The sequence below is a fragment of the Ideonella sp. FW305-24 genome (assembly GCF_058788035.1).
The window spans coordinates 286,968-312,688 of sequence record NZ_JBYTAI010000003.1; the positions used below are offsets into that span (position 1 = coordinate 286,968).

Below are 25,721 nucleotides of genomic sequence, written 5' to 3' on the forward strand. Positions count from 1 at the left end.
ATGATGCGTGAGATGTATGACCTGATTGTGGTCGGATCGGGTGCCGCGGGCCTCTCGGCGGCATGCACAGCGGCCGCGCTGGGCCAGCGTGTGCTGCTGCTGGAGCACAGTGATCGCGTGGGCGGCACGTCGGCGATCTCCGGCGGCATGGTGTGGATACCGGACAACCACAAGATGAAAGAAGTGGGGCTGCCAGACAGTCTGCAGGACGCGCGCACGTACCTCAGCCACACCGTGTCCGGCTCGCAACAGGATGCCCGCATCTCGCACTTCCTGGCGCGCGGCGACGAAGCGATCCGCTTCCTCGAATCGCACACCTCGCTGCGCCTGCAACCCGTGCGCCGCTATCCCGACTACTATCCCGACCTCCCAGGCGCGACAGCTGGCGGTCGCGTGCTGGAGCCCGTCCCCTTCGACGGCCGCGAACTGGGCGCGGCCTTCGCAACACTGCGCGACCCGCTGCCTGAGTTCATGCTGTTCGGCGGCATGATGGTCAGCCGCGAAGACCTGCCGGTTCTACGGCGCGTGACGCGCTCACCGAAGGCGATGTGGCATGCCACCAGACTGCTCGCCCGCCATCTTCGGCAGCGGTTGAACGCGCACCGGGGAACATCGCTGGTTCTCGGTAATGCGCTGGTGGCGCGCCTGTTCAAGTCGGCCCTCGACTTGGGCGTCGAGATCGCACTGCGAACGTCGGTCGTTTCACTGGTGCGCGAGGGGGAACGCGTCATTGGCGTCACCGCCGGATTCGGTGCTGCTCAGCGAACGTTGCGCGCGCGGCTCGGCGTTGTTCTCGCCACCGGCGGGGTCTCGCATCACACGCTGATGCGCAACCAGTACGTGCCTGCCTCTGCCGGTGGCCTGTCCGCCACGGTGAAGAGCGGGGCGTCGGTTGGCGGTGCGGAACTGGCGCAACGTGTCGGCGCACGACTCAGCCCGCCGGCATCGTCGCTGGACGATGCCTTGGCCTTCTGGGTTCCAGTGTCGACATTCACGCGCCACGACGGCCAGCAGGCCGTCTTTCCGCACACGGTGACGGACCGCGCCAAGCCCGGCCTGATTGCCGTGGATCAGGACGGAAGACGCTTCGTCAACGAGGCCGTGTCTTATCACGAGTTCGTGCGCGCACAGCTGCGCGACCCGGCGCGCCGCAGCCCGGCCTGGCTCATCTGCGACAGCACCTTCCTGTGGAAGTACGGCCTTGGCCGGATCCGGCCGTTTGCGCTGACCACGCACGAAGCACGCCGCAGCGGCTATCTACGCCGCGCCGACACGCTGGCGCAACTTGCAGACGACATCGGCGTGCCGCGCGATCAATTCTCCGAAACTGTGCGCGGCTACAACGAACACGCGGCGCTTGGTCAGGATCCCCAGTTCGACCGAGGCAGCAACATCTACCAGCGCCACCTCGGCGACGCAGATCAGAAGCCCAACCCCTGCGTGGCGCCCATTGATCGGGCACCGTTCTTCGCAGTGGCCGTCCAGCCCGCCGATCTCGGCATGGCAGCTGGTGCGATGACAGATGAGCTGGCGCGTGTGATGCGCCCGGACGGAACGCCGCTTGCGGGGCTGTATGCATGCGGGAACGACATGCACTCGGTGATGAACGGTGCTTATCCGGGCCCAGGCATCACGCTCGGGCCAGCACTGGTGTTCGGCTACATCGCAGCCCGACATGCGTGCGAGGACATAACCGCGGGAGCCCGGCGTAACGCTGATGCCGCGGCGCCACAGTCGGTCTGAACCGGCAAAGCGCGGGGCACACCCCGCACTTTGCCATGCCTCAAGTGCGGTTGAGGATTCGCCCGCCGTCAACGAGGATGCACACGCCTGTGATGAAGCTGGACTCCTCCGAGGCGAGGAACACCGCCAGGTTGGCCACGTCCCAACCTGTGCCCTGGCGCCCGAGCGGCACCTTGGCGTTACGCTCTGCATTGACCTCGTCGCGCGACTTGGCAAAACGGCGCGAGCGGGTTTCAACGGCCATCGGCGTGTCGATCAGGCCGGGCATGATGGCGTTGACGCGGATGTTGAACTTGGCGTTCTGCAGCGCGAGTTGTTCGGTCATCGCATTCATCCCGGCCTTCGTCGCCTTGTAGGCCACGTAGGGGTACAGACCCACAGCCGCAGCCGAGGACACATTGACGATAGAACCGGAACGCTGTTCCCGCATGATCGCCAAAGCATGTTTGCAAGCGAAAGCCGGGCCACGCAGATTGGTGCGGTAGATGTTGTCGAAGCGGTCCTCGGTGATGTCCATCAGGTCCGCATCACCACCGCCCAGGCTCACGCCGACGTTGTTGTGCAAGATGTCCAGCGAGCCCCAGCGGCGATGGGCCTCGCTGATCGCCGCAACGATCTCGGCCTCCTGCGTGATGTCGGCCTTGAACGCCAACGCGTCGCCACCCTCGCTGCGGATCATTTCCGCCGTGATTTCGGCCGACTCGATCGACCGGTTGACGGCCAACACACGCGCACCTTCGCGCGCAAATCGGATCGCCGCGGCGCGGCCATTGCCGAGGCCCTCGCCTGGGCTCTGACCCGCGCCAATGACGACGGCCACCTTGCCATCCAGACGCTTCGAAGCGGTCCAACCCGCACCTTGACCATTGGGAGTGTTCATGACTGTGTCTTGCCTCATCAGATTGAGCTGGAACTGCCGTGTGAATGATATCATCGGTTCCATTGTTCGGACTTAGTTCCATCCATTGAAACAGACTGGAACTTGCATTGCCATGGAGACTCTTGGGCCATGAATCTCGGAATTGACGGAAAAGTTGCACTGATCACGGCAGCCAGTGGCGGCATGGGCCGCAACATTGCGCGGGCATTGGCGGCGGAGGGCGCCAACGTGGTCCTGTTCGCGCGCTCGGTGGACAAGCTGCAGCAGATCGCGACGGAGATCGAGCAGGACTACGGCGTCAAGGCGCACGTCGTCGCTGGCAGCATGCTGGTGGCCGGTGATGTGCAGCGTCTGGCGGATACCCTATCAAGTATTGGCGGCCCCGACATCGTGGTGCTCGTGACCGGCCGCCCACCCAACCCGCTGCGTGACACCCTGGAGGAAACCGAGACGCAACGCTGGCAGGAAGCGTACGAGAACCAACTGCTGAGCGTGATCCAGGTGGTCAATGGTGTGGCCCCGCTGATGGTTGGGAAGGGCTGGGGGCGAATCGTGGCCATCACGTCGGCTTCGGCGAAGCAGCCGATGGCGGTACACGCGTTGTCCACCGTGTTTCGCGCCGGCGTCACGGCCTACATGAAGGGGCTGGCCAACGAGCTTGGACCCAAGGGCATCACGGTCAACTGCGTCGCGCCGGCCCTGATCGACACCAGTCATCGCACCGGCTCGTCGGCCTACAGCGCGGCGCAGACCCAGCACCGACAGGGGTTGACCCCGTTGGGGCGGATGGGCACACAAGAGGAACTCTGCGGCGTGGTGGCTTTCCTGGCCTCAAGGCAGGCGGGCTTTGTCACTGGTTCGACCATCGCCGTCGAGGGTGGCATGATCGCTTCGCTGTTCTAGAAAGGCTCACAGTCCGCGCGCGGTTTACTGCACACGCTCGCCATGGCGATGGGGCCTTTGTCATCAAGGTTGGATCATGACCTTGATGGCTTGCCGCTCATCCATCGCCCGGTGGCCTTCGGGCGCCTCCTGCAAGCCGACTGTACGGTCGAACACGCGGCCGGGCTGGATACGACCCTCAAGCACATCGGGCGGCAGTTCGTCGATGCAAGCCCGCACCGGTGTCGGCCCGCCACCCACGACGAGGCTCTTGAAGAAAGTAGGAATGCCGGGCATTCCTTAATAGTGAGGCACGCCCACGTGACCGATGACTCCACCCGGCCGGGCAATTGCAACTGCAGCACTGGCCGTAGACGCGTCGCTCCCGGGACCAGCAGTTGTTCCCCTGCCATTGTTTTGCACTACTGCTTTTCCGAGGCGCCGGAGGGCACTGTTTGATTTGCGGCGCAAGTCACGCGTGCCACATGTCCTTCTCGCGCAGCTCGGGTTCGTGGAAGGCCGGCGGGTCGCTGGATTCAGGCTGGGTCGGGGACAGGCGCTCGCCCTCCGCGATGCCGCCTTGCGGAACGGTCAGCTCGTGCACCGCCTTGATCGGCTCACCGGCCTCGTGGTCCAGCACGAAGATTTCGCAGGGTTTGGTCGGCGGATCAGCAACAGGCGCGCGGTCTGCGGCGCGGTCGGGTTAGCCAGCGTCGGCTGCGAGGCGACGTCGTAGTCACAGATATCGTGGTGGGCGGTCTGGAGCGCCAGCGCATCCGGTCGGTCTCGGCATCGAGCGCGACGACGGCACTGCCGACGTCGCGCTCGCACGTGCGGCGCCGGCCACCGTAGGCATCGGGCATGGCCCCGCCCATCGGCATATAGACCAGGCCCAGTTGCTCGTCGGCACTGATCGGCGCCCAACTGTTCAGCAGCGACGGCGTATAGCCCTCGCCCTCCGGCGGCGCGCCAATGCGACCCGGCACACCGGCGTCGAAGGCCCAGGCCTGTTCACCGGTCACGGCGTCGAAGAGTCCGCATGACACCCGAGGGACCGCCCCAGTACTGGCCATCCATCCGGGATGCCATCGCCGACAACCACATGAGCCTTGACGATTATCGGCACGTCAAGTACGTGTGCCAGGGTCAGCCATAAGCCGCGTTCAATCACTGACTGCCCCACCGGAGACAGCGCAGAAAGTTTGAGATGGCACCGACATGAAATTCGAGCGAATCCCAGGACCCGGCTGCGGCTGTTTCAGTCGAGCTCAACGCGCCGCGGCAAGTTGGCACCACGGCGACCGAAGGTGGTCGCCGCGGCGCGCGTGGCGAAGTGCAACGCGCTTGAGAGCGAGGCCAGGTCGAGCGCCGCGATGCCGGCTGCCGTCAAAGCGCTGTGCTCGGCAAGCCAAGTTTGCAAGGCAGCCTTGAAGGTGTCTCCGGCGCCGACGGCGGTCGATCACGGTCACGGCCGCCGGTTCAGGCGGCAATGCGACCGGCAGGATGGAAGGCGGCCTCTCCTTCGCCGCCGCGCGTGACGACCACCAACGTCGTACCGGCTGCCAGTGCCGCGTCGGCGAAGTCGTTGATTGAGCGACCTGGATAGAGCAACGCCAAGTCCTCGTCGCTGAGCTTCAGCACGTGGGTTCGCGGCTGCATCCATTGCAGGGTGGCGCCAACGGCGCTGCACCACCATGGCATAGCTGCCGAAGTGAAAGGCGTTTGCCGTTGCCGGAATCGCAGCCAGATGTTCGTGGCGCACCAGACGATCGGCTGCGCCCTCGCCATAGAAGGCGTACGAGGGAACACCTTGCGCATCCAGGCCGCCCAGGCTCAACGTGGTCGGCGCATCGATGTGGGCGACCGCGCCGGCTGCAACCTCGTCGTCGGCGAGCGCCCGCATCAGACGTTCCCCGGCGAAACCAATGCCGATGCCCCAAAAAAAGACGACCGGCTGCCCAAGCCGAGCCAGGCCCAACGCGACATTGAGCGGTGAGCCGCCAATGCGGCCGTCGAATGCCATTCCGGTGGCAGTGTCGCCCGTGGCGAAAATATCGAACAAAGCTTCACCGCAGACGACGAACATCAGGCCTTTCTCCTCAAGGGAGCCTCAAATGTCGACCAGTGACCAGCGCGGTCTGCGATCGGTCGAAAAGGTTGGCGGGCTGCATCTGAAGTGCCGAGGTCGTTGCCGAGAAACATGCGCAAGCCTCGCCGATCCTGCAGATGTCAGACGCGTGGGCCACCGAAGCGGTGGTCTGCCTGGCGCCTGAATTCGGTGGGCGTCACGCCCTTGATTTCCAGGAACCGGCGGTTGAAATTGGCGAGGTTGTTGAACCCGACCTCGTGACCAATGTGGGTGACCAGGTGATCGGTCTCCATCAACAGCTGGCAGGCGCGGTTGACGCGGATGCGGTTCACGAAATCGGTGAATGTGTTGCCGGTGGCACGGCGAAAGAAGCGCGAGAAGCGGCTGTCGCTCATGCCCAGTTCGCTCGCCATTTCCGCGGCCGACAACGGATGCGCGTAGTCGCGCGCGATGCGATTGATAATCTCGCTGACCTGGCCGTTCGAGACCTCGTTTTCTTCGCCCTGCATGCGCACGCTCGACAGCAGGCGGTAGTCGGTACAGCGCGCGAGGTCGCTCAGGTAGAGGCAAAACGCAGCCAGCCTCTGGAAGCCGCGCGCCGACTTCACGGCGTCGAAATGCCGCACAGCGTGGTCCGAGAGGCCGAAGAATTCGATCCCGTGGCGTGCGCGCTCCAGAAGCGCCATCACTTCCGCCATCTCCGGGATCTGCTCAGCCGCGTGGGCGATCGGGTTGTGAGCGAACTGGATCACCAGATCCCGTTCTGGCACGCCGCCCTCGGGCGTATCCACCGACACCCAGTTGTGCGGCAACCGCGGTCCGCACAGAACCAGGTGACCGGGCCGGAAGGGCCCAATCCAGTCGCCGACAAAGGCCTTGCCCGAGGTCACGGTGATCAGGTGCAGTTCGTATTCGTCGTGAAAATGCCAGCGCGCCAGGGGCGTCGGAAAGCCGTGCGCGACGCAGCGCACCAGACCCGTGTCCGCCGGTGCCTCGTAGCCCAGCGATGGCGAGCGCGCGTAGTCGTGCTCCAGTTCGGGTTGACGCTGGCGGGGCAAGTTGAGTTCGCGTGCAGACATGGCCACAATTCTTGCTCAGCAGGTCAGGGTGCGGCCGCTTCGACGAAGCGGGCAACGCGCTGGCTGGCTGCACGCACCGCGGCAACCAGCCGAGGGTCGCCAGCCAGTGGTCCGAAGAGCACGGCGTTCGCGCAGAACGCCGATACCGGGTCTTTGGCATCGCAGATCGCATGCGCTGCAGCGGGTTCCATCGCCTGGTCCTGATATGCGTAGGCGATCTGCCCACGGTGCCAGCGCTGCAGAAAGGCCAGGAACAGCGCCGGCAGCATCGCCGTGCTGTCAATGGCCTCGCCGCGTTCCAGTCGCTCGACCAGCGTCGGCCGGATGAAGCCCGGGATCTTCGAGAACCCGTCCATCGCCACGCGTTGGTTGGTGTCGCGCACGTCGGGGTTGCCGAAGCGCTCGAGCACGACGTCGCGGTAGGCGGCCAGGTCGATCGGGCTCGGGTGGCCGGGCCGGTTCAGGCAGGGGATGACGTCGTCGCTCACGTAGGCCCGTGCGAAACCACGGATCACCGGGTCGTGCGTGCCTTCGTGGATGTAGCGCATGCCAACCAGCGTGCCGGCCCAGGCGATGCAGCTGTGCGTCGCGTTGAGGATTCGGATCTTCGCCTCTTCGTAGGGCTCCACCGAATCGACCATCTCGACCCCCACGCTTTCCCAGTCCGGGCGGCCGGCGACGAAGCGGTCCTCGATCACCCATTGGATGAAGCTCTCGGACATCACCGCCGCACCGTCGCTGCGTCCGGTGGCGGCCTGCACGCGTTCGGCGACCTCGGGCGTCGGCCGCGGCGTGATGCGATCGACCATCGCGTTCGGGCTGCTGGTGTTCGCCTCGACCCAGCGTGCGAGTGCATCGTCGCCGATGAGCGCGATGAACTGCATCAAGCCGCTGCGCGAACGATCGCCGTTGTGGCGCAGGTTGTCGCAATTGAGCAGCGTCACGGGGCCCGCCCCTGCCTGCATGCGTGCGCGCAGGATGGCCGTCAGCGCCGCGTAGAGGGTGCTAACGGGGTGGCCCGGGTCCTGCGAGCGGATGGCCTCCAGGTCGGCGGCGAGGTCCTTCGCCGACAGGTCGAGCCGGTCTTGCGCGTCCAGGTAGTAGCCGGCTTCGGTGACGGTGAACGAGACGATGCGCGTCTCCGGGTCGGCGCCGACCTCGATCAGCCCGGCCAGGTTGGCGGCATGAGGAATCACGCGCTCGATCGCGTCGATGGTCTCGTAGGCACGCGCCCCGGCAGGCGTGACCGTTTCCAGCGTGTAGCGGCCGTCCTGCGCGATCAGCGCGGCCATGGTGTCTGCCATGTCGGCGCGGGTGTTGCCGCCGACGATGGCCCAGGAGCGGTCGCCGGTCTCGCGCAGCCGGTGCAGGTAGACGGCCTGGTGGGCCCGATGAAAGGAGCCGAGACCGATGTGCAGAATGATGTTCATGGCGTCCTCACGCAGGGTTGGCCGCCACATCGCGGCCTTGCGGGCATGGAATGGCAGCCGGGGGCTACAGGTCGAAGTTAGTGGGCATCATCACCACGTCGCGGATCGTCATGCCGCGCGGCCGGGTCAGCATGAACATCACCACCTCCGCCACCTCGCTGGCCTCGAGCAGGCTGCCTGCCGCCTTGGCCTCCTCGAGCTTCTCCGCCGGCCAGTCCGCCAGCAGCGCGCTGATCACTGGCCCGGGCGAGATCGAGCCGACGCGCAGGCCGTGCTTGAACACCTGGCGCCGCACCGTCTGCACGAAGCAGTTGATGGCCCACTTGGACGAGGCATAGACCGGCTCCCATGGGGTTGGGAAGTGCGCGGCCAGTGAACTCGTCACGATGATATCGCCGCTGCGGCGTTCGATCATGTGCGGCAGCACGTCGTGCACGTTCTTCATCACCACGTTGACGTTGAGATTCAGCATGCGGTCGATTGCAGCGTTGTCCGCGTCGACCAGATCGCCGCCGACATAGGTGCCGGCATTTGCATGAAAGATGTCGAGCTGACCGGCTTTGTCGAGGATGCCCGGTAGCAGCGCTGCACATGACTTCACGTTGAGCAGGTCGAGGACCAGCGGGATCGCCGCATCGCCAAGCCGGCTGCACACGGCTGCCAGCGCCGCCTCGTCTCGGTCGACCAGCACGACGCGCGCGCCGGCGGCGATCATCGCTTCGGTGGTCGCCAGGCCGATGCCCGATGCAGCGCCAGTCACTGCTGCAACCTTGTTTTTCAGTTCATTTGCCATGGTGAGTTTCTCCTTGCCGGGGCCGTCGATGCAGACCCCGATGTAATTCAGGCGGCCCGCACGGCCCGGCCCCGGGCGTCGAAGCGGTGCGCATTCGCGGCGTCGATGAACACGCCGACCCTGGCGCCCGCGCGCAGCAGCGTGCGCGTCGGCTGGCGCGCGATGATCTGCGGGCCGCCGTCGATGGTCACGTAGAGCAGCGTCTCCGCGCCGAGCGATTCGACGAGGTCGACCGTGCCGGGCAGGCCGCCCTGGCCGTCCGGCTGCAGCGATACGCCTTCCGGCCGCAGGCCGACGAAGCCGTCGGCGGGCACGCCGGGAATGTCGGGCAACTGCCTGGCCGCGATCACGTTCATCTGCGGCGAGCCGATGAACTGGGCGACGAACTGGTTGGCCGGACGGTCGTACAGTTCCAGCGGCGTGCCGACCTGCTCGATCTGGCCATCGCGCAGCACGACGATGCGGTCGGCCAGCGTCATCGCCTCGACCTGATCGTGCGTCACGTAGATCGAGGTCGCGCTGAGGTTGCGGTGCAGGTTGTGGATCTCGATGCGCGTCTGGCCGCGCAGGGCGGCATCGAGGTTCGACAGCGGCTCGTCGAACAGGAAGACCTTGGGCGCGCGTACGATGGCGCGGCCAATGGCCACGCGCTGGCGCTGGCCGCCCGACAGTTCCTTCGGCGTGCGCTGCAGGTACTGCGTGAGATTCAGGATCTCGGCGGCACGGCCCACCTTCTGCTGGATCACTTTCTTGTCGATGTTGGCCAGCCGCAGCGCGAACGACATGTTGTCGAACACGCTCATGTGCGGGTACAGCGCGTAGCTCTGGAACACCATGGCGAGGTCGCGCTTGGACGACGGCAGCTTGGTGATGTCGCGGCCGTCGAGGTGCAGGCTGCCGCCGTCGATCTCGGTCAGCCCGGCGATCATGCGCAGCAGCGTGCTCTTGCCGCAGCCCGAGGGGCCGACGAAGACGACGAATTCGCCCTGCTCGATCTTCAAGTCGACGCCCTTGATGACGCGCACATCGCCGAAGACCTTCTCGACGCCTTTGAGTTGCAGATAGGACATGGTGTGTTGCTCGTGGAAAAGGGGTTACTTGACGGCGCCGAAGGTCAGGCCTTGCACCAGTTGCTTCTGGCTGAACCAGCCGACGACGACGATGGGTGCGATGGCCATCAGCGACGCGGCCGACAACTTGGCCCAGAACAGGCCCTCGGGGCTCGAATACGAGGCGATCAGCGTGGCCAGCGTTCCGGCCTTGGATGAACCGAGGTTCAACGACCAGAAGGCCTCGTTCCAGCTCAGCACCAGACACAGCAGCGCGGTCGACGACAGCGTGCCCATGGCCAGCGGGCGGATGACGTGCTTAAATTCACCGAACAGTGAGGCACCGTCCATGCGCGCTGCCTCCAGGATGTCGTTGGGGATGTCCTTGAAGCCCGAATAGAGCATCCAGACCATGATCGGAAGGTTGCTCAGCGTGAACACGGTGATCAGCGCGGTCAGCGAGTCCAGCAGGCCGACGGTCTGCGCCATCACGTAAATGGGCACCAACGCACCCACGGCCGGCATCATCTTGGTCGACAGCATCCACATCAGGATGTCGCGCGTTTTCTTCGTGCGGAAGAACGCCATCGAATACGCAGCCGGAGCGGCAATCGCCAGGCCCAGGACCGTCGAGACGAGGCTGGTGACGACGGAGTTCCATGCGAAGTGCAGGTAGTCGCTGCGCTCGTTGACTTCGGTGAAGCTCTCCAGCGTGGGCGTGAAGAACAGCTCAGGCGGAATCGCGATGGCCTGCTGCTCGGTCTTGAACGCGGTGATCACGAGCCAGATCAGCGGGAAGACGATGAGCAGCGCGACCAGCCAGGCCGTCAGCGTGCGCAGGATCAGGGCAAGGTGTTTCATTTCATGGTCGCTCTGGTGTTGGCGTGGGGTTGCGTCGACGCATCAGTCGAGGTTCTTGCCGATCATTCGGATCAGGAACACCGCAGCGATGTTGGCCAGCACCACCGCAAAGAGCGCGCCTGCCGAGGCGACACCGACGTCGAAGTTCATCAGCGCCTGCTTGAAGATCAGGAAGGCGACGTTGGTGCTGGCGTTGCCCGGTCCGCCGCTGGTGGTGGTGAAGATTTCGGCGAACACGCTCAGCAGGAAGATCATCTCGATCATCACGACGATGGCAATCGGCCGGGCCAAGTGCGGCAGCGTGAGGAACCAGAACTTCTGGAAGGCGTTCGCGCCGTCCATGCCTGCAGCCTCCATCTGGTCGCGGTCCAGGCTCTGCAGGCTGGTGATGAAGATCAGGCAGGCGAAGGGCAGCCATTGCCAGGCGACCATCGTGATCACGCTGAACAGCGGGTGGTCGGTAAGCCAGTCCACCGGCGTCGCGCCGAAGAAGAGGGCCACCTGCGACAGCACGCCGTAGACCGGATTCATCATCATGTGCTTCCACAGCAGCGCATTGGCCGTGGGCATCACGAAGAAGGGCGATATCAGCAGCACACGCACCAGGCCGCGGCCGGGAAAGGACTCGTTGACCAGCAGCGCCAGCGCAATGCCCATCACCACGGTGATGCCGATCACCGAGCCCAGCAGCACGAGCGTGTTCACGACCGAGGCGCCGAAGTCGGGATCGGTGAAGAAGAACTCGAAGTTCGACAGGCCGATGAACTCCTTGTCGCCCGGCTGCATCAGGTTGTAGCGGACGGCCGAGAAGTAAATCGTCATCAGCAGCGGCACGATCATCCATAGGAAGAGCGTGACGACGGCAGGCGCCATCAAGAGGCGCGGCAGGGTGCGTTTCATGCAAGAGGCTTCCGGTCCCGTTTCTGGGGCACTGATCACGTCGGACGGTGAGGGGCGGCTCGTCGTCGAGCCGCCCCGGCGGACGGTGGACTACTTGTAGTACCCAGCCTTGCGCATCTCGCGATCGGCAGCGGTCTGCGACGCCTTCAGCGCCGCGTCGACCGTGGTCTTGCCGGCCAGCAGCGAACTCATCTGCTGGCCCACCGCCAGGCCGATGGCCTGAAACTCCGGGATGGCCGCGAACTGCACGCCGACGTATGGGCTCTTGGGCAGCGTGCTGTCGTTCGGGTTGGCGCTGTCGATGGCCTTCTTCTCGGCCTCGGCGAACTTCGCAGCCTTCAGGAACTCGGCGTTCGCGTAGGTGGACTTGCGCGTGCCGGTGGGCACCGCAGCCCAGCCCTTCTCCTTGCCGACCAGGTTCACGTACTCCTTGGAGGTCGCCCAACTGATGAACTTCTGCGCCGCTTCGGCGTTCTTGGTGCTCGCAGGAATGGCCAGCGACCAGGCCCACAGCCAGTTCGCGCCCTTCTGTGTCACAGCGTAAGGTCCTTGGGCGAACGCCACCTTGTCGGCGACCTTGCTCTGCTTCGGGTCGGTGATGAAGGATGCGGCGATCGTCGCGTCGACCCACATGCCGCACTTGCCTTCGTTGTAGAGCGCCAGGATCTCGTTGAAACTGTTCGCCGCAGAGCCCGGAGGGCCGTAGTTCTTCAGCAGGTCGACGTAGAAGGTGACCGTGTCCTTCCAGGGCTTGCTCTCGAGTTGCGGCTTCCAGGCCATATCGAACCACTGCGCGCCGAAGCTGTTGGCCATCGTAGACAGAAAGGCCATGTTGTCGCCCCAGCCCGGCTTGCCGCGCAGGCAGATGCCGTAGACGCCGTTCTTCGGGTCGTGGATCTTGGCGGCGGCGTCGCGCACGTCATTCCACGTCGGGCGTTCAGCGAACTTGATGCCCGCCTTGTCGGTCAAGTCCTTGCGGTACATCAACATTGAGCTTTCGCCGTAGAACGGTGCTGCATAAAGTTTGCCGTCGACCGATAGCCCGTTGCGGATGGCAGGCAAAAGGTCGTCTACGTCGTAGGCTGCATCGGGCTTGAATTCCTTGAGCCAGCCCTTCTTGCTCCAGATCGGCGTTTCGTACATGCCGATGGTCATCACATCAAATTGGCCACCCTTGGTGGCGATGTCGGTCGTCACGCGCTGGCGCAGCGTTCCTTCTTCCAGTGTCACCCACTTGAGTTTGATGTCGGGGTTGGCCTTCTCGAAAGCCGGTGTGAGCTTCTGCATCTCGATCATGTGGCCGTTGTTGACGGTGGCGATGACGAGCTCAGTGGCGGCAGACGCGCCCGCGGTAAACGCAATGGATAGCGACAGGACCAGGGGTGTCTTCAGTTTCATGTGATGTCTCCTCGGAACTTGGGATGGATGTGTCGACGCGGCGTCGCTTGGACTTGGCGGTCGAAGAAACTATAGGTCTCACCCCGTTGCGGAGGGCATATGCGCCTGACCAATGCACGTACTAAATTTCATATGAATAGGGGGGATTTCCCTAAATTCGATGGATTTGCGTACTGAGTCGACCTTGCAAGATTCATTTGTGCGCCACAGGGACTGCTGACGCGATAGTGCCGAGGACAGAACTTCCCCGTGGGCAGGAGCATCAATGCAGGAACGCCGCCCAGCCGCAGGGCACAAGCGAGCCACAGGATCGGGCCGGTGATGGCATCGGGTACCGTCGAAGGACTTGGGGTCGATGGCGAAGCCCGGCGTCGAGGACTGCGGCCGATCATCGAACACGCAGTACGTGAACGACCGCAGTTGCGAGGCACATGGCCTGCGACGAGCGAAGGCGTCATGGATTTGACGCGGGAACTGTCCATGGAAATGTCCTTGAGGAAAAACGAAGGGTTCCCCGCCCGTAAGGGAGAAGTCCCTTGTGGGTGGCGTGGATGGACGCGGCACCTCGGTAGGAGGAAACGACCCGCACGGTTTCCCACACTTGCAGCCTCGAAGGCTTGGCTGCCTGGGCATGTGTCGGCTGCGCCGACGAACATGGGGGCAGGATGGCCTTGGAACGGGCAGCGTGCCCGCAGGAAACCGAACCGCGCTGCACCCGCTTTCATGCGCGTCGAGGAACAAAAAAGCCGCAGGCGGGAGCACTGCAGTGTGTATATGGGCGAGACCTGTCCTGGCGGTTAGCCAGTGCTCAATGGTTCCTGTGCGGAGACGGACTGGGGACGCAGCGTCATCGCCGCTGTAACCGGCGCGATGGCGGCCGCGGACCACAGGCTGGCGCGCATGGGCGCCTGCACCAGCAGCGCGCCAAACACCGCCACCGTCAGCCCGACGGCCACGCTCACCAGGTCGCTCACGATCATCGTTCGCGCTCCAAAGCGATGGGCCGGCCGCGCGCTGAACGGCGTCAGCACAAGCTCGATCAGCATCGTCGGCAAGAAGACGACGCCTGTCGCAGGCGCCGAGAGGCCGCGATACTGCTGCAGGTAGGCTCATGACGAACGGCATGCCGACGTAGCCGACCATGAAGGTGAAGCCCGGCACCATGGAGATCCGGGCATTGCGTGGCGCCAGCAGTCCCCAGGGCACCATGGGGTACACCCCGCGGCGCTGCGACCAGACGAAGGCGGCCAGCACCGCCAGCGCCAGGGCGAAGGCCGCGAGCACCGGCGTCGCGCCGAGCCCTTGCGCGCCGGCCTCGATGGCGCCGTAGATCAGCACCCATGGCCAGAATGGCCGTAACCAGCCCCACCGCATCGAACGGCGAGTCGTGACGGGGCGACGCCGGTGTCCGGGCCCGGAACGCCAGGGGCAGGAGGCCGACCGGCAGGTTGACGAAGAAGATCCAGCGCCAGTCCAGCGAGACCGGCCAGCCGCCGATCACCGGGCCGGAGGTAGATGCCACGGAACCGCCAATGGCCCACAAGGCCACCGAATCCCCGCGCCGGACGGGATCGGGATAGGCCTGCCAGATCGGCAAAACATCGACGCCGGCATCATCACCGCCGCGCAGGCGCCTTGCACAGGCGCGCCACCACCAGCGTCGCCAACGTGGGCGCTGCGACGCAGGCCATCGAAGCGAGGATGAATACCACCAGCCCCAAGGCTGAGTACCCGCCGTGCGCCAATGCGATCATTCACGCTGGCGCCCAGGTGATGGGCCAATGTCGGCAGGGCCAAGTTGACCACGACCGCATCCGGGGCGATGACGAAGAACCCTGGGAGTGCCGCGATCAATGTCGCCTGCGCGTAGCGCGTTGCCGCTGGCGTGGGAGCATCGAGTAGGCGCGCGGGAGTGGGCGCTCCGGTGGCTTCACGGCAGCGGTGGCGTCTTGGAGCGGGACATGCTCAAGTTCCCGCCTTGGCCGCGAGCTGTTGCTCCAGCGCCGTGCTGGCGCGACGCGCCATGTCGGCGTCCACGCGCGCCGCCAGTACCAGGATGAGCTAGCGCAACTGTCCGGCCGTCAGGCCAACGTTCATGCTGATGCGCATGTGCGCCTGCAGTTGCGATTCGGCACCGGACAGCGCCGACAGCACGCCTACGGTCGCCAGCTCGCGGCTTTGCCAGTCGAGGTTGTCGCGCTCGAAGATGTCACCGAACAGATGGGTGCGCAAGTATTCGTTCGCCGCCGGCGCAAAGTCGAACAGCGGCCCTTCGACAAGCCCGTCCGAGAGCTTGGTCTGGTTTGCCGTGCCAGCAGCCAGCAGCGCGTCGCCCTTCGGGATGGGGCGGCTGGGCGCGCTGCCGGGCGCATCCTGGACGCCGCGCTGCTTGCGCGCGTCGAGTACCTTCAACAGCTTGCCCAGCGCATTGAGGCTGCGCGGAAAGCCGGCGTAGGCATAGAGTTGCAGCAGGATTTCACGGGCGTCGCCGATCGTCAAGCCGGCGTCCAGCCCCTGGTTCAGGGCGGCATTGAGCTTGGCCATGTCGCCCGCGGCGGCGAAGGCCGCAATGGGCACGATGGCCTGCTGGTGCGCGTTGAGGGTTTCGGACGCGATGGCTTGGGTCGGGTTCATCGGTCGGCTCTCCTGTGCGTGCGCAACGGTGCTCGCGGCTGTCGCCATCGCCAAGGCGACAGCGAGAGCGGCGGCGCAGCGACGCGTGCGGTGATGCTCAGAGGGCGTTGTATTGCTCATCGCTGACTTTCTCCATCCATGCGACGTTCTTGCCGTCCACCGTGCCGGTGACGGCCAGGTGCGTCATCGCCGTGCCGGGCGCCGCGCCATGCCAGTGCTTGACACCGGGTGGGCACCAGACCACATCGCCAGGACGGATGACCTGCACGGGCTTGCCCCATTCCTGGACCCGCCCGACGCCGGAAGTCACCACTAGGCGCTGCCCCGCAGGATGGGTGTGCCAGGCGGAACGCGAGCCAGGCTCGAAGGTCACCAGGCCGCCGGAGGCGTTGATGTTCTTGTCGGCCGGCCAGACGGGATCGACCCGTACCCGGCCGATGAAGAATGCGGCCGGCCCAGCGGCCGAGGCCTGTTCTCCCGCGCGCGTGATCTGCTGCGCGCTGTCGGCGGTGCCGGCCTGTGGTTCAGCGGCCAGGGCCAGGCCGGCGTGCAAGGCGGCCGCACACAAGGCGAGATTGAGAAGAGAGCGCATGGGTGTCCTTTCCTGTGATGAGGTCGGTTCAGCCGCGCGGCGGCCCGGTGAGGTATTGCTCGTCGGAGACGTGTTCCATCCACTCGACGTTCTTACCATCGAGCGCTTCCTGGATTGCGATATGGGTCATAGCCGTGGTCGGCGAAGCGCCATGCCAGTGCCGGTGACCCGGCGGGCACCAGATGACGTCGCCGGCGCGGAATTCGACGATCGGCTCGCCTTCGCATTGCGTCCGGCCGCAGCCTGCGGTGATGATCAGCGTCTGTCCCAGCGGGTGCGAGTGCCAGACCGTGCGAGCGCCCGGCTCGAAGGTGACGGCGGCGCAGCACACGCGGGCCGGCGCAGGCGGGGCGTTCAGCGGGTCGATGCGAACCGTGCCGGTGAACCACTCGGCAGGTCCTTTGACGGAAGGCTGAGATCCAGCACGTTTGAGTTCCATGAATTCACCAATGTATAAAGAAAACCTCAACGACCTGCAAGCCTTCGTGGCGGTGGCCCGCGCATGCAGCTTCACCCGCGCTGCGGCGCAACTGGGGCTGTCGCGCTCGGCATTGAGTCACGCGATGCTGGCGCTCGAAGCGCGCCTGGGCGTGCGGCTGCTCACCCGCACCACCCGCAGCGTGTCCACGACGGAGGCCGGGGCCAGGCTGTTGGACGCGGTGGCGCCCCGCTTGGACGAGATCGAACTCGAACTGGGCTCGCTCAGTGCTGCACGCGACAAACCCGCCGGCACGGTGCGCATCACCGCACATGACCATGCCATCTCCACTGTCCTCTGGCCCCGATTGCTGCCGCTGCTGCAGCACTACCCCGCCGTCAACCTCGAATTCAGCGTGGACTATGCGTTCACCGACATCGCGGCACATCGTTTCGACGCCGGAGTGCGCGTAGGGGATCGGGTGGACAAGGACATGATCGCTCTGCGCATCGCGCCCGACCTGCGCATGGCCGTGGCGGCGTCGCCGGACTACCTAGCCGACAAGCAGCACCCTCGCACGCCCCATGACCTGACCGAACACCGCTGCATCAACTTGCGCCTGCCCACGCATGGCGGCCTCTACGCCTGGGACTTCGAGAAGGATGGCGAAGCGGTCAACGTACGCGTGGGCGGCCAAACCACCTTCAACAACACCTTCCTGATGCTCCAGGCTGCGCTGGACGGGATGGGCTTCGCCTTCGTGCCTTTGGACACCATGCAGGTCCACATCGATGCGGGCCGGCTGGTGCCAGTCCTGCAGGACTGGTGGCCGACCTTTCCGGGCTACCACCTGTACTACGCGAACCGCAGACAGATCGCGCCGGCGCTGGCTCTGATGATCGAAGCGTTGCGGTGGCAACGAACCGGCGCCCGGACGTGAAATCGGGTAAGAGGAGGGGTTACGCCCTTCGTCCTCCCGCACCACCGTACGTTGGGTTCCGCATGCGGCGGTTCATGGTTGAAGCTGGAAGCGACGATGAGTATCCACCAGCGACACAAGCCCCATGCGGTGGAAGAAGGACTTCAGGAGGGCAGCGTTCATGTGGCTGGCGCCGGAGTTCCATCAGGCACCTCGCCCGTTGGTCGCAGAACGCCGCGCGCGTTCCGTTCTCAGTCCCTGCCTCATCAATGTCTTGGCCCGGGCGTATTGACGTTTTGGGTAGCGCCGCAGTCGGTACCGCAGCTTGCGTCTGATCCACCCGTCCAGTTCCTGCCATATATCCTTAGCTGGACGTGGCTGAATTTTTAAATAGCCCGTCCAACCACAGCAGCAGGTTGAGCGTTTGCTTGATCGCTGCCACACCAGCGCCACGCTTATCGCGCAGCAAGGCTTTCATCTTCTGGCGCAGTCGCACAACGCTGGCCGCAACCATCTTGAGTCGGGCTTCCCCTCTCCCGATCAACCCATGCCCGAGGAAGTCGCGCGTGCTCGCACGCGCCACCGCACTCTTGCCCCGGTTGACCTGCAGCTTGAGTTCGCTCTCCAGGTATTGCCCGATGGCCTCGAACGCGTGCTCGGCCGCCTTGCGGCTACCTGCATTGGCGGCGGCGAGGCTGGCGCCGTGCAGGCCAGCAACTCGGCGATCTCGCAGGCGCAAACCCGGCTCGGTTCACAGGTGATGCGTCAACTGACCGAGCGTGTTCTGCGTCCTCTGGCCGCGGAGGGTGCGCCCGGCGCATGGTATCGGGGGCTGCGATGGCAGTTGCATGGACGTCGCCGACGAGGCGGCCAATGCCGAGTTCTTCGGCTATTCCGGTGCCTCGCGTGGCCTGAGCGGGTTTCCGCAGGCGCGTGTGTCGGGCCCGGTGGAATCCCGCATGCACAGCCCCCTACGGCCACAGTGAGAAGCTCACGGCAGCGAAGATGGTGCCCGGCATGCTGGTCTGGCCGACCGCAACTTCTACAACTTCAAGCTCTGGCGCAGCGCCTGCGCCAGCGGCGCCATGCTGAGCCGGCGCGTGAAGGCCAACCTAAAGCTCGCGGTCGAGAGGATGATGCCCGACGGCTCGTACCTCAGCACCATTTTCGACAGCGAGGACGGGCATCGTCGTGCGGGGCAGACCGTGCACGTGGTCGAGTACGCATTGCAAGACTCGGCCACACCGACGCAGGACGGCTACCACCTGGTGAGCAACATTCTGGAGCCCGAGCAAGCGCCCGCGCTGGCTGGCGCTGGCGCTGGCGGCGCTGTACCACGAGCGCTGGGAGATCGAGGGCGTGTTCGATGAGTTCAAGACGCATCTGCGGGCCAACAGCACCGTGCTGCGCAGCAAGACTCCGGATCGCTTGCTGCAAGCGCTATGGGGCCTGCTGCTGGCGCACTTCGCCATTCGTCAACTGATAACGCGGGCCGCCTGGCCACGCGGTATCGACCCGACCGGCTGAGCCTCACGTACGCCGGGCAAGTGATCAAGAGCAAGAGCCGCAAGCTGCGGCTGTTTCCCCCTGAGCGATGGCGGCAGTGGCGCGACTCGTTCCTCGAGGCGATAGCGCGGCCGCTGCGCCAGCAGCCGTGGTCGCTTCAATCCGCGAGGAGTCAAGCGCAAGATGAGCAACCTCAATATTCGCATCGCGGCGAACCGCTTCACCAACACCATCAGCCAATGCCAGTTCTGAGTATCTGAACAGTATTGGGGCTAGGCAGCACGGCCGCCGTACTGTCGCGAGATGTCAGCGGCGGCCTTCTTCACCAGCTTGGTGAATTCCTTTTCGTGCATCTGGATGCGCACCGTCGGGCCGTTGACCGTGACGCAGTAGCGCGCTTCCTCCTGCGCATCCCAGATCGGCGCAGAAATGGCGGACAGCCCGATCAGGCGCTCCCCATGTGAGACCGCGTAGCCCTGCTCACGGATCTTTGCCATGTCTGCAAGCACCTCGGCTTGCGTGCGCTTGGTGGTCCGTGCTATCGAGGCGACGATGGCGGCGGCCTCCGACTTCGGAAGGTGGGCCAACAGGGCCTTGGAGGCCGAGCCCAACTGCAACGGGATCTCTTCTCCGGGTTGCATCACGCTTCGCAGTTGCGACGGCGCGGTGGCCACCGAATCGATGCACACCCGGCTGCGACCCACCGTGGTGTGGATGGCAACCGTTTCCTTGGTCTGCTCAGCCAATTCCAGCATTGCCGGGCGCGCGATGGCGCGAATGTCCAGTGTGCTCCTGACCATGCCCGCCAGACGCGTGAAGCGAAATGACAGGCAGTAGCGCTGATCCTCAAGACGAACCAAGTAGCCTGCCTGCTCCAGGCTGCCCACAATGCGAAAGGCTGTTGACTTCGGCAGTTCGATGCGATCCGCAATCTCCTGCAGGGATAGCGCGCTCTTTTCAGCAGTGAAGCTCTCGAACACTGCCAGTGTTCGTTCGACAGAGCGCATCATCTGAATGTCCTGAATGCAAAAAGCTTTGCATTCTACCGAGCCGGTTCCTCTGAAAGGAACTGATACCACTGAACGAAACGACGCACATGCTGGCGCCCGCCATGCCGGCAAGGCTAGGTCGAGGGCTTCAGGCCGCGCGAGGAATGTCCACTGACACGACGAAAACCGCAGCGTTTCGCTTGCCCGCGATCAGTTCGTCGACCGAGCCGCGGTAGACGGTGCAGAACAGCTCACGGCCGCCCTTGCCGCCCAACGTACACGCCACACCGCGGCCTTCGAAGGCAATCACGTCGGTGACGGTGCCACCGTCGAGCACACGCAGGAACTCACCTGTGTTGAAGCAGCCAACCCAGATCGCGCCTTCAGCGTCGCTGCAGAGGCCGTCGGGCTGGCGCGTACCCAGGTCGGCAAAGATTCGGCACCGGCTGAGCTTGCCGTCGTCGTCGATGTCGAACGCCGTCAGCCGCCCGAGCCAGGTTTCCGCGACGATTAGGGTCTTGCCGTCATTGATGATCACCGAGCCGTTGGGAAACTCGACGCCGGTCGCCGCGACGCTGATCGAGCCGTCTCGGTCGACCCGGTGCAGCGAGGTCGTCACCTTCGGCTCGCCTGCGTCGTAGTCGTAGCCGAAGTTGCCGACGTAGATGTGGCCATGTCGATCAATCGCGAAGTCGTTCACGTCACCGGATGCCAACGCCGACAAATCAGCGTATTCGATGAGGGCATTGCCCTCGATCTTCATCAGCTTGCGGTTCTTGGAAGACACCACGATTGGCGTGCCATCGGGCAGGAACCCCAGGCCCGACGGGCGATGGGGGACCTCGCAAATCTTCGTGCGTGCGCCATCCGGGCTCAGCGCATACACCATGTGATCAAACACGTCAGAGACCCATAGCCGGTTCTCTTGCCAGCGTGGTGCCTCTAGAAAGATGAAGTCGTCTGCGAATAGCGACGGTTGGCGCTTTGTCATTGTCTCACTCCAAGCGGCCCGCCGGGCCGCGCTTTCCACTCCTTGCGCCTTGAGACCTACCAGCCGCCGTCAATCTGGATATTCTGTCCGCTGATGGCGTCCGATTGCGAGGTGGACAGGAACACAGCTAGGTTGGCGATATCAACCGCCTCGATGCGCCGCTTCAGGCTTTGGCTCTCGAGGATCCAGTTGTGGTACTGCTCGCGGGTGTCGGCACGATCACGGAACTCGGCCTCGGAAACAACCGCGCCCGGAGATATCCCGTTCACGTTCACGCCGTGAGCCCCGAGTTCACGCGCCAGCCCCTTGATCAGGCCGTACATCGCCCCTTTCGACGCGATGTAGGGCACGTAACCGTCCCATCGGCCGGTGAGGGTCAACGAGGTCACGTTGACGATCTTGCCGTACTTGCGTTCTTTCATCGTCCGGCTGCAAGCCCGCGACAACACAAAGACCGCCGAGGAGTTGATGCGGACCTGGTCCTCGTACTCCTCGATCGAGAAGTTCTCGAAGGGCTTCATGATGACCAGCGCGGCATTGTTGACAAGCACGTCAATCCCGCCGACTTCGTCCGCCAGCGCCGAGACCGAGGCTTCGGTCGCAGCCAGTTGATTCAGATCGCAGCCGAAATACCGCACGTTCTTCGCAACAGCGTCGAGTGTGGCTTGCGCGTTGGCGACGCCGGGGCGATCAAGCGCGATCACATGGGCGCCCTCCTCCGCATAACGCGCGACCATTGCTCGCCCGATGGTGCCCAGGGCGCCCGTGATGAGAACGTTCTTTCCAGAAAGCTGAGCCATGTTGTCGTTTCCTATTTGCCTTAAAGCAGTGTTGAACAATCTGTCAGCGCCAATTACGCGCCTGCGTCGAACCCGATCAGGGCCTTCACTTCGAGGTATTCCTCAAGGCCGAACACGCCCATTTCCCGGCCGTTGCCCGAGCGCTTGTAACCGCCCATGGGCGCCTCGGTGTTGCTCGGCGCGCCGTTCAGGAAGATGCGCCCGGCACGCATCCGGGCGCCGACCGCACGGGCCCGGTCAAGGTCGCGAGTGAACACATAGCCCCCAAGACCGTACTCTGTCCCGTTGGCGATCGCTATCGCCTCGTCGTCGGTGGCATAGGGGATCACCGCAAGCACAGGGCCGAAGATCTCTTCCTGCGCGATCGTCATCGCAGGCTTCACGTCCGCAAAGATCGTGGGCTTGACAAAATAGCCGCGCGTCAAGCCTTCGGGCCGGCCGAGGCCGCCGCAGACCAGCCTGGCGCCCTCGTCAATGCCGATCTTGATGTAGTGCTGGACGCGATCAAACTGGGCCCGGTTCACCACCGGCCCAATCGTGGTGGTGGCATCTTGCGGATCCCCGACGCGCACCTTCACCGCCTCCTCCTGCAACAGATGCAGGATCTCACCGACCTGCGACTCGTGCACAAGGATGCGGGTCGGTGCGTGGCACGACTGGCCGGTGTTGCTGAACGCGCGCGCAACGTTCCAACGTGCGGCGGCGTGGAGATCGGCGTCCCTCAGGATGATGTTGGCAGACTTGCCGCCGAGTTCCTGGGCAACCCGCTTCACCGTCGCCGCAGCCGCCTCGGCCACCAGGATGCCTGCGCGGGTGGAGCCGGTGAACGAGACGAAGTCGATGTCGGGGTGGGCGCAAATCGCGTGGCCGACCGTCGGCCCATCGCCAATGACCAGGTTGAAGACGCCCTTGGGCACGCCGGCCTCGTGGAGTATCTCGGCCAGCTTAATCGCCGTCACGGGCGTGAACTCGCTCGGCTTGACAATCGTTGTGCAGCCCGCTGCGAGCGCCGCAGAAAGCTTTGTGGCGATCAACTGGGCGGGCCAGTTCCATGCGGTGATCAGTCCGCACACGCCAATCGGCTCGCGCCTCAGCAGGTTGTCGCCCAGGCGAGTCTCGAATTCATAGGTGCGCAGCGTCTTGACGGCCTGCCGGAAGCCGTCGATTGCCGCGCCGGTGCGCTGCTTCACACCAACCGGTGCGCCGAGTTCCTCAGTGATCGCAGCGGCGACCTCCTCTTCGCGCCGCACGAAGACTTCGACGATGCGCTCCAGCAGCGCCAGTCTTTCTTCCCGGGTGGTGGCACTGAAGGTCGCAAACGCGCCGCGCGCCGCCTTCACGGCGCGGTCCACGTCGTCCACACCAGCCAGGCCGACGGTCGCAAACACTTCTTCGGTCGCCGGATTCACCAGATCGAAGGAGGTCGCAGACAACGCATCGACCCATTCACCGTTGATGTAGCACTTGCCGTAATGTTTCATCTGTATCTCCGCAATGTCGAGGGTGGTTCGCATGCCTTGCTCCAGCTGCAGGCGCCAGGAGCAGCTCGGTCAGTTCGCCGCAGCCACGGCCTGCCAACCCATGAGGTCGAGCGCAGCGGCGCTGCGCTCAATCGCCAAGTCGGGGTCGGGGTCGATGATTTCCAAAATCGGCGCGCGCCTGAAGCCGATCTCGTTCAACACGACGGGCAGCGGCCCAAAGTCGACCGTTCCGAGGCCAATGGCGTCATGGCGGTAGACGGTCTGGGTCGTGTCGGACAGATGGACCACACGCAGCCGTGGCGCGCACATCCTGAGGGCCGCGCAGACGTCTTCCTTGACGAAGTGGCCGTTGGCCACGTCATACACAATGCCGACCCTGGCGTCGCCGAACTGTTCCACGGCGTCCAGCAAGTCGGCCGCATACGGGAGAAATGCGAAGGGCATGTTCTCCACGAAGACGCTGGTGCCAGCCTGGGCAGCAAGTGGCACCAGTTGCGCCAGCGCCCGATGAAAGTGCTCAACGAGCTGCGCCTTCGGCATCGGCAGCAAGGGGTTCGCCTTGCCGGGGCCGACGACCACGCCTGCGGCGCCCAGGTCTCCGGCCAGCGCGACCACGGCCCGCAGGTGCTTGAGCGTCATGTCGCGCATCTCAACAGTCGCGGCCGCGATGTTGAGATCGATGTTGGGCATGTTGAGTGTCGTGACGATCAGGTCGTTGCCAACGATGAAGTCCCGCAACTCGCGACGAGCCTGTGGCCCGATGTCCGCCGGCCAAAGGTGCCCAGGGTACATCATCAGCTCGAACTCATGAAAGCCTTGCGCCGCCAAGCCCTGCAAACATTCGCGTACAGGCGACTGCAGCGTGTATGAATACGTGTTGACTGCATAGCCGCGCGGACGCGTTGTCGTGGACATGGGCTGGAAGCTTGAAAAGTAAGCGGCCTTCTCGATATCGCCGCGGCCGGCATTGCTCAATCGGCCCGCCGTGGCCAATCAGTCGAGCGTTGCGGCAACATCACTCCTCGGTTGCTTCGGCTGCACCGCGCTGGCGCGCCTGCCGCCAAATGCACCGGCCTGCTCGAGTCGTGCAATGTCGGCCGGCCCGAGTTGCAATTGCTCTGTCAGGACGGCGTCGCGATGCTCACCGAGACGGGGGATGCGCGGCATCTCTTGCGGCTTCTCGAACCAGGCCGCATTCGCAGGCAAGGTGAACGTACCCCCATATCCGTCGTCCACATCCCAGAGCGCCTCTCGCTTGAGAAGGTACTCATCATGGATTACCTCTTTCATGCCAAGAATGGACGCAACTGGTACATCGACAGCAACCAGCTTGGCCGTGATCTCGGCGCGGGTGTGCGCCCGCGTGAATGCCTCGGTGATGGCATGCACTTCGCTCTGGCGCTTGGCGCGCTCGACGTAGGTGGCGTACCTCGCGTCGCTGCCCAGCTCCGGGCGTTCCATGGCCACGCAAAGGCGAGCCCAGAAGTCGTCGCGATTGACGCCAATGTTGACCGCACCGTCCGATGCCGGAAATGCGCCATAAGGGATGCCGTGGAAGTTATTGGAACCCGTGAAGCCCGAGGCCACCGGGTCTTCGACCTGCGCGCGGCCAAGGGCCACGGAGACCATTGGCAACATGCATTCAACCAGGCCGAGATCGATCAGCTTGCCAACGCCGTAACGCTCCTGATTGCGCAGCGCCAGCAGGATGGCGGCATGCGCAGACACAGACGCCGTGATGTCGCCAAGCGCGAATCCGCACCACACGGGGCTGCCGGTGTGGTCCCGCGTCAGCCCCGTCGCACCCGACATGGCCTCCGCCACGATGGCCAGACCGGCGCGACCCGCATGCTCGCCCGCGTTCTCCATGCCAAAGCCGGAAATGGTGGCGATCACCAGGCGCGGAAAGCGCTCACGCAGCGCCTCCGGATGAATGCCCAGCCGCCCCAGTGCGGACGTGCGCATGTTCGTCACGAACACGTCGGCCTTTTCCAGCAGCCGCTCCAGCACTGCAGCGCCCTCAGCGTTCTTGAGGTCAAGCACGACACTCTTCTTGCCGCGATTCAGGGACGCGTAGTACGCGGTTACCTCACCCGCTTCGGTGCGGCGCGTGGGCAGACGATGGCGAGTCAGTTCGCCCTCGGGTGGCTCAACCTTGATGACCGTCGCGCCTTCATCGGCCAGCATCTGGCAGCAATACGGGCCAGCAATCAAATGGGCAAGCTCGACCACGTTGATGCCATGCAAAGGGAGTGGTGCCGAGCCGCTGGTGCGAATGGCCATGTGG

General features: G+C 64.6%; 24 protein-coding genes and 2 pseudogenes. 4 read left to right on the forward strand and 22 right to left on the reverse strand.

Going from position 1 to position 25,721, the window contains the following annotated elements; genetic code table 11:
- Entirely contained in the window at window positions 1-1,743 is a 1,743-nt protein-coding gene (locus AC3WR5_RS10215) for an FAD-dependent oxidoreductase (RefSeq protein WP_492484051.1), read from the forward strand.
- 40 nt (window positions 1,744-1,783) lie between these two features.
- Here the strand turns inward: AC3WR5_RS10215 and AC3WR5_RS10220 are convergent, their stop codons facing one another.
- Window positions 1,784-2,686: an SDR family NAD(P)-dependent oxidoreductase gene (locus AC3WR5_RS10220; RefSeq protein ID WP_492484053.1), complete on the reverse strand. Its 903-nt coding sequence runs from the start codon at window positions 2,684-2,686 to the stop codon at window positions 1,784-1,786.
- A gap of 66 nt (window positions 2,687-2,752) precedes the next feature.
- Between AC3WR5_RS10220 and AC3WR5_RS10225 the strand changes: the two genes are divergently transcribed.
- Window positions 2,753-3,526 carry an SDR family oxidoreductase gene (locus tag AC3WR5_RS10225; RefSeq protein ID WP_492484054.1) on the forward strand — a complete coding sequence of 258 codons (774 nt, stop codon included), beginning with the start codon at window positions 2,753-2,755 and terminating at the stop codon, window positions 3,524-3,526.
- A gap of 63 nt (window positions 3,527-3,589) precedes the next feature.
- Here the strand turns inward: AC3WR5_RS10225 and AC3WR5_RS10230 are convergent, their stop codons facing one another.
- The 15 genes and pseudogenes from AC3WR5_RS10230 to AC3WR5_RS10300 form a co-directional block, all read right to left on the reverse strand.
- The gene (locus tag AC3WR5_RS10230) at window positions 3,590-3,802 is read right to left on the reverse strand and encodes a hypothetical protein (protein ID WP_492484056.1); all 213 of its coding nucleotides are present in this window, start codon (window positions 3,800-3,802) and stop codon (window positions 3,590-3,592) included.
- 175 nt (window positions 3,803-3,977) lie between these two features.
- Window positions 3,978-4,145: a hypothetical protein gene (locus AC3WR5_RS10235; protein WP_492484058.1), complete on the reverse strand. Its 168-nt coding sequence runs from the start codon at window positions 4,143-4,145 to the stop codon at window positions 3,978-3,980.
- A gap of 28 nt (window positions 4,146-4,173) precedes the next feature.
- On the reverse strand, window positions 4,174-4,527 hold the full coding sequence (locus tag AC3WR5_RS10240; protein ID WP_492484059.1) for a hypothetical protein: 354 nt from the start codon (window positions 4,525-4,527) through the stop codon (window positions 4,174-4,176).
- Between the two features lie 443 nt (window positions 4,528-4,970).
- The gene (locus AC3WR5_RS10245) at window positions 4,971-5,591 is read right to left on the reverse strand and encodes a PfkB family carbohydrate kinase (protein ID WP_492484061.1); all 621 of its coding nucleotides are present in this window, start codon (window positions 5,589-5,591) and stop codon (window positions 4,971-4,973) included.
- 143 nt (window positions 5,592-5,734) lie between these two features.
- Window positions 5,735-6,673: an AraC family transcriptional regulator gene (locus AC3WR5_RS10250; protein ID WP_492484063.1), complete on the reverse strand. Its 939-nt coding sequence runs from the start codon at window positions 6,671-6,673 to the stop codon at window positions 5,735-5,737.
- A 23-nt stretch (window positions 6,674-6,696) separates the two neighbouring features.
- Window positions 6,697-8,103 (reverse strand): D-arabinitol 4-dehydrogenase, encoded by a 1,407-nt coding sequence (dalD, locus tag AC3WR5_RS10255; protein WP_492484065.1) that lies wholly within the window; start codon window positions 8,101-8,103, stop codon window positions 6,697-6,699.
- Window positions 8,104-8,167: 64 nt separating this feature from the next.
- Window positions 8,168-8,896, reverse strand: coding sequence for an SDR family oxidoreductase (locus tag AC3WR5_RS10260; protein ID WP_492484067.1), 729 nt, complete (start codon window positions 8,894-8,896; stop codon window positions 8,168-8,170).
- A 47-nt stretch (window positions 8,897-8,943) separates the two neighbouring features.
- Window positions 8,944-9,966 (reverse strand): ABC transporter ATP-binding protein, encoded by a 1,023-nt coding sequence (locus AC3WR5_RS10265; protein ID WP_492484069.1) that lies wholly within the window; start codon window positions 9,964-9,966, stop codon window positions 8,944-8,946.
- A 24-nt stretch (window positions 9,967-9,990) separates the two neighbouring features.
- Window positions 9,991-10,806 carry a carbohydrate ABC transporter permease gene (locus AC3WR5_RS10270; RefSeq protein ID WP_492484071.1) on the reverse strand — a complete coding sequence of 272 codons (816 nt, stop codon included), beginning with the start codon at window positions 10,804-10,806 and terminating at the stop codon, window positions 9,991-9,993.
- A gap of 42 nt (window positions 10,807-10,848) precedes the next feature.
- Window positions 10,849-11,706: a carbohydrate ABC transporter permease gene (locus AC3WR5_RS10275; RefSeq protein ID WP_492484073.1), complete on the reverse strand. Its 858-nt coding sequence runs from the start codon at window positions 11,704-11,706 to the stop codon at window positions 10,849-10,851.
- Between the two features lie 90 nt (window positions 11,707-11,796).
- Window positions 11,797-13,104, reverse strand: coding sequence for an ABC transporter substrate-binding protein (locus AC3WR5_RS10280; RefSeq protein ID WP_492484075.1), 1,308 nt, complete (start codon window positions 13,102-13,104; stop codon window positions 11,797-11,799).
- 797 nt (window positions 13,105-13,901) lie between these two features.
- Complete coding sequence (locus tag AC3WR5_RS10285; RefSeq protein ID WP_492484077.1) at window positions 13,902-14,150, reverse strand: hypothetical protein; 249 nt, start codon at window positions 14,148-14,150, stop codon at window positions 13,902-13,904.
- A 919-nt stretch (window positions 14,151-15,069) separates the two neighbouring features.
- Window positions 15,070-15,738 (reverse strand): annotated as a pseudogene (locus AC3WR5_RS10290) (carboxymuconolactone decarboxylase family protein).
- A gap of 97 nt (window positions 15,739-15,835) precedes the next feature.
- Window positions 15,836-16,330 carry a (R)-mandelonitrile lyase gene (locus AC3WR5_RS10295; protein WP_492484079.1) on the reverse strand — a complete coding sequence of 165 codons (495 nt, stop codon included), beginning with the start codon at window positions 16,328-16,330 and terminating at the stop codon, window positions 15,836-15,838.
- A 28-nt stretch (window positions 16,331-16,358) separates the two neighbouring features.
- Window positions 16,359-16,769, reverse strand: a complete 411-nt coding sequence (locus AC3WR5_RS10300) for a (R)-mandelonitrile lyase (protein ID WP_492484081.1) — start codon at window positions 16,767-16,769, stop codon at window positions 16,359-16,361.
- A gap of 10 nt (window positions 16,770-16,779) precedes the next feature.
- Here AC3WR5_RS10300 and AC3WR5_RS10305 point away from each other — a divergent pair, with 10 nt between their 5' ends.
- Window positions 16,780-17,688: a LysR family transcriptional regulator gene (locus AC3WR5_RS10305; protein WP_492484083.1), complete on the forward strand. Its 909-nt coding sequence runs from the start codon at window positions 16,780-16,782 to the stop codon at window positions 17,686-17,688.
- A 589-nt stretch (window positions 17,689-18,277) separates the two neighbouring features.
- Window positions 18,278-19,258, forward strand: a pseudogene (locus tag AC3WR5_RS10310) (IS4 family transposase); the annotation flags it as partial.
- Window positions 19,259-19,445: 187 nt separating this feature from the next.
- On the opposite strand, the gene AC3WR5_RS10315 reads toward AC3WR5_RS10310, so the two are convergent.
- From AC3WR5_RS10315 to AC3WR5_RS10340, 6 genes are all read right to left on the reverse strand, one after another.
- Window positions 19,446-20,183 carry an IclR family transcriptional regulator gene (locus AC3WR5_RS10315; protein WP_492484085.1) on the reverse strand — a complete coding sequence of 246 codons (738 nt, stop codon included), beginning with the start codon at window positions 20,181-20,183 and terminating at the stop codon, window positions 19,446-19,448.
- Between the two features lie 127 nt (window positions 20,184-20,310).
- On the reverse strand, window positions 20,311-21,153 hold the full coding sequence (locus AC3WR5_RS10320) for an SMP-30/gluconolactonase/LRE family protein (protein ID WP_492484087.1): 843 nt from the start codon (window positions 21,151-21,153) through the stop codon (window positions 20,311-20,313).
- 56 nt (window positions 21,154-21,209) lie between these two features.
- Window positions 21,210-21,953, reverse strand: a complete 744-nt coding sequence (locus tag AC3WR5_RS10325) for an SDR family oxidoreductase (RefSeq protein ID WP_492484089.1) — start codon at window positions 21,951-21,953, stop codon at window positions 21,210-21,212.
- Window positions 21,954-22,006: 53 nt separating this feature from the next.
- A complete protein-coding gene (locus tag AC3WR5_RS10330; protein ID WP_492484585.1) occupies window positions 22,007-23,434 on the reverse strand; it encodes an aldehyde dehydrogenase family protein in 1,428 nt (475 codons plus the stop codon).
- A 69-nt stretch (window positions 23,435-23,503) separates the two neighbouring features.
- The gene (locus AC3WR5_RS10335) at window positions 23,504-24,409 is read right to left on the reverse strand and encodes a sugar phosphate isomerase/epimerase family protein (RefSeq protein WP_492484091.1); all 906 of its coding nucleotides are present in this window, start codon (window positions 24,407-24,409) and stop codon (window positions 23,504-23,506) included.
- Between the two features lie 18 nt (window positions 24,410-24,427).
- Window positions 24,428-25,717, reverse strand: a complete 1,290-nt coding sequence (locus AC3WR5_RS10340; protein ID WP_492484093.1) for a CaiB/BaiF CoA transferase family protein — start codon at window positions 25,715-25,717, stop codon at window positions 24,428-24,430.
- Between the last annotated feature and the right edge of the window lie 4 nt (window positions 25,718-25,721).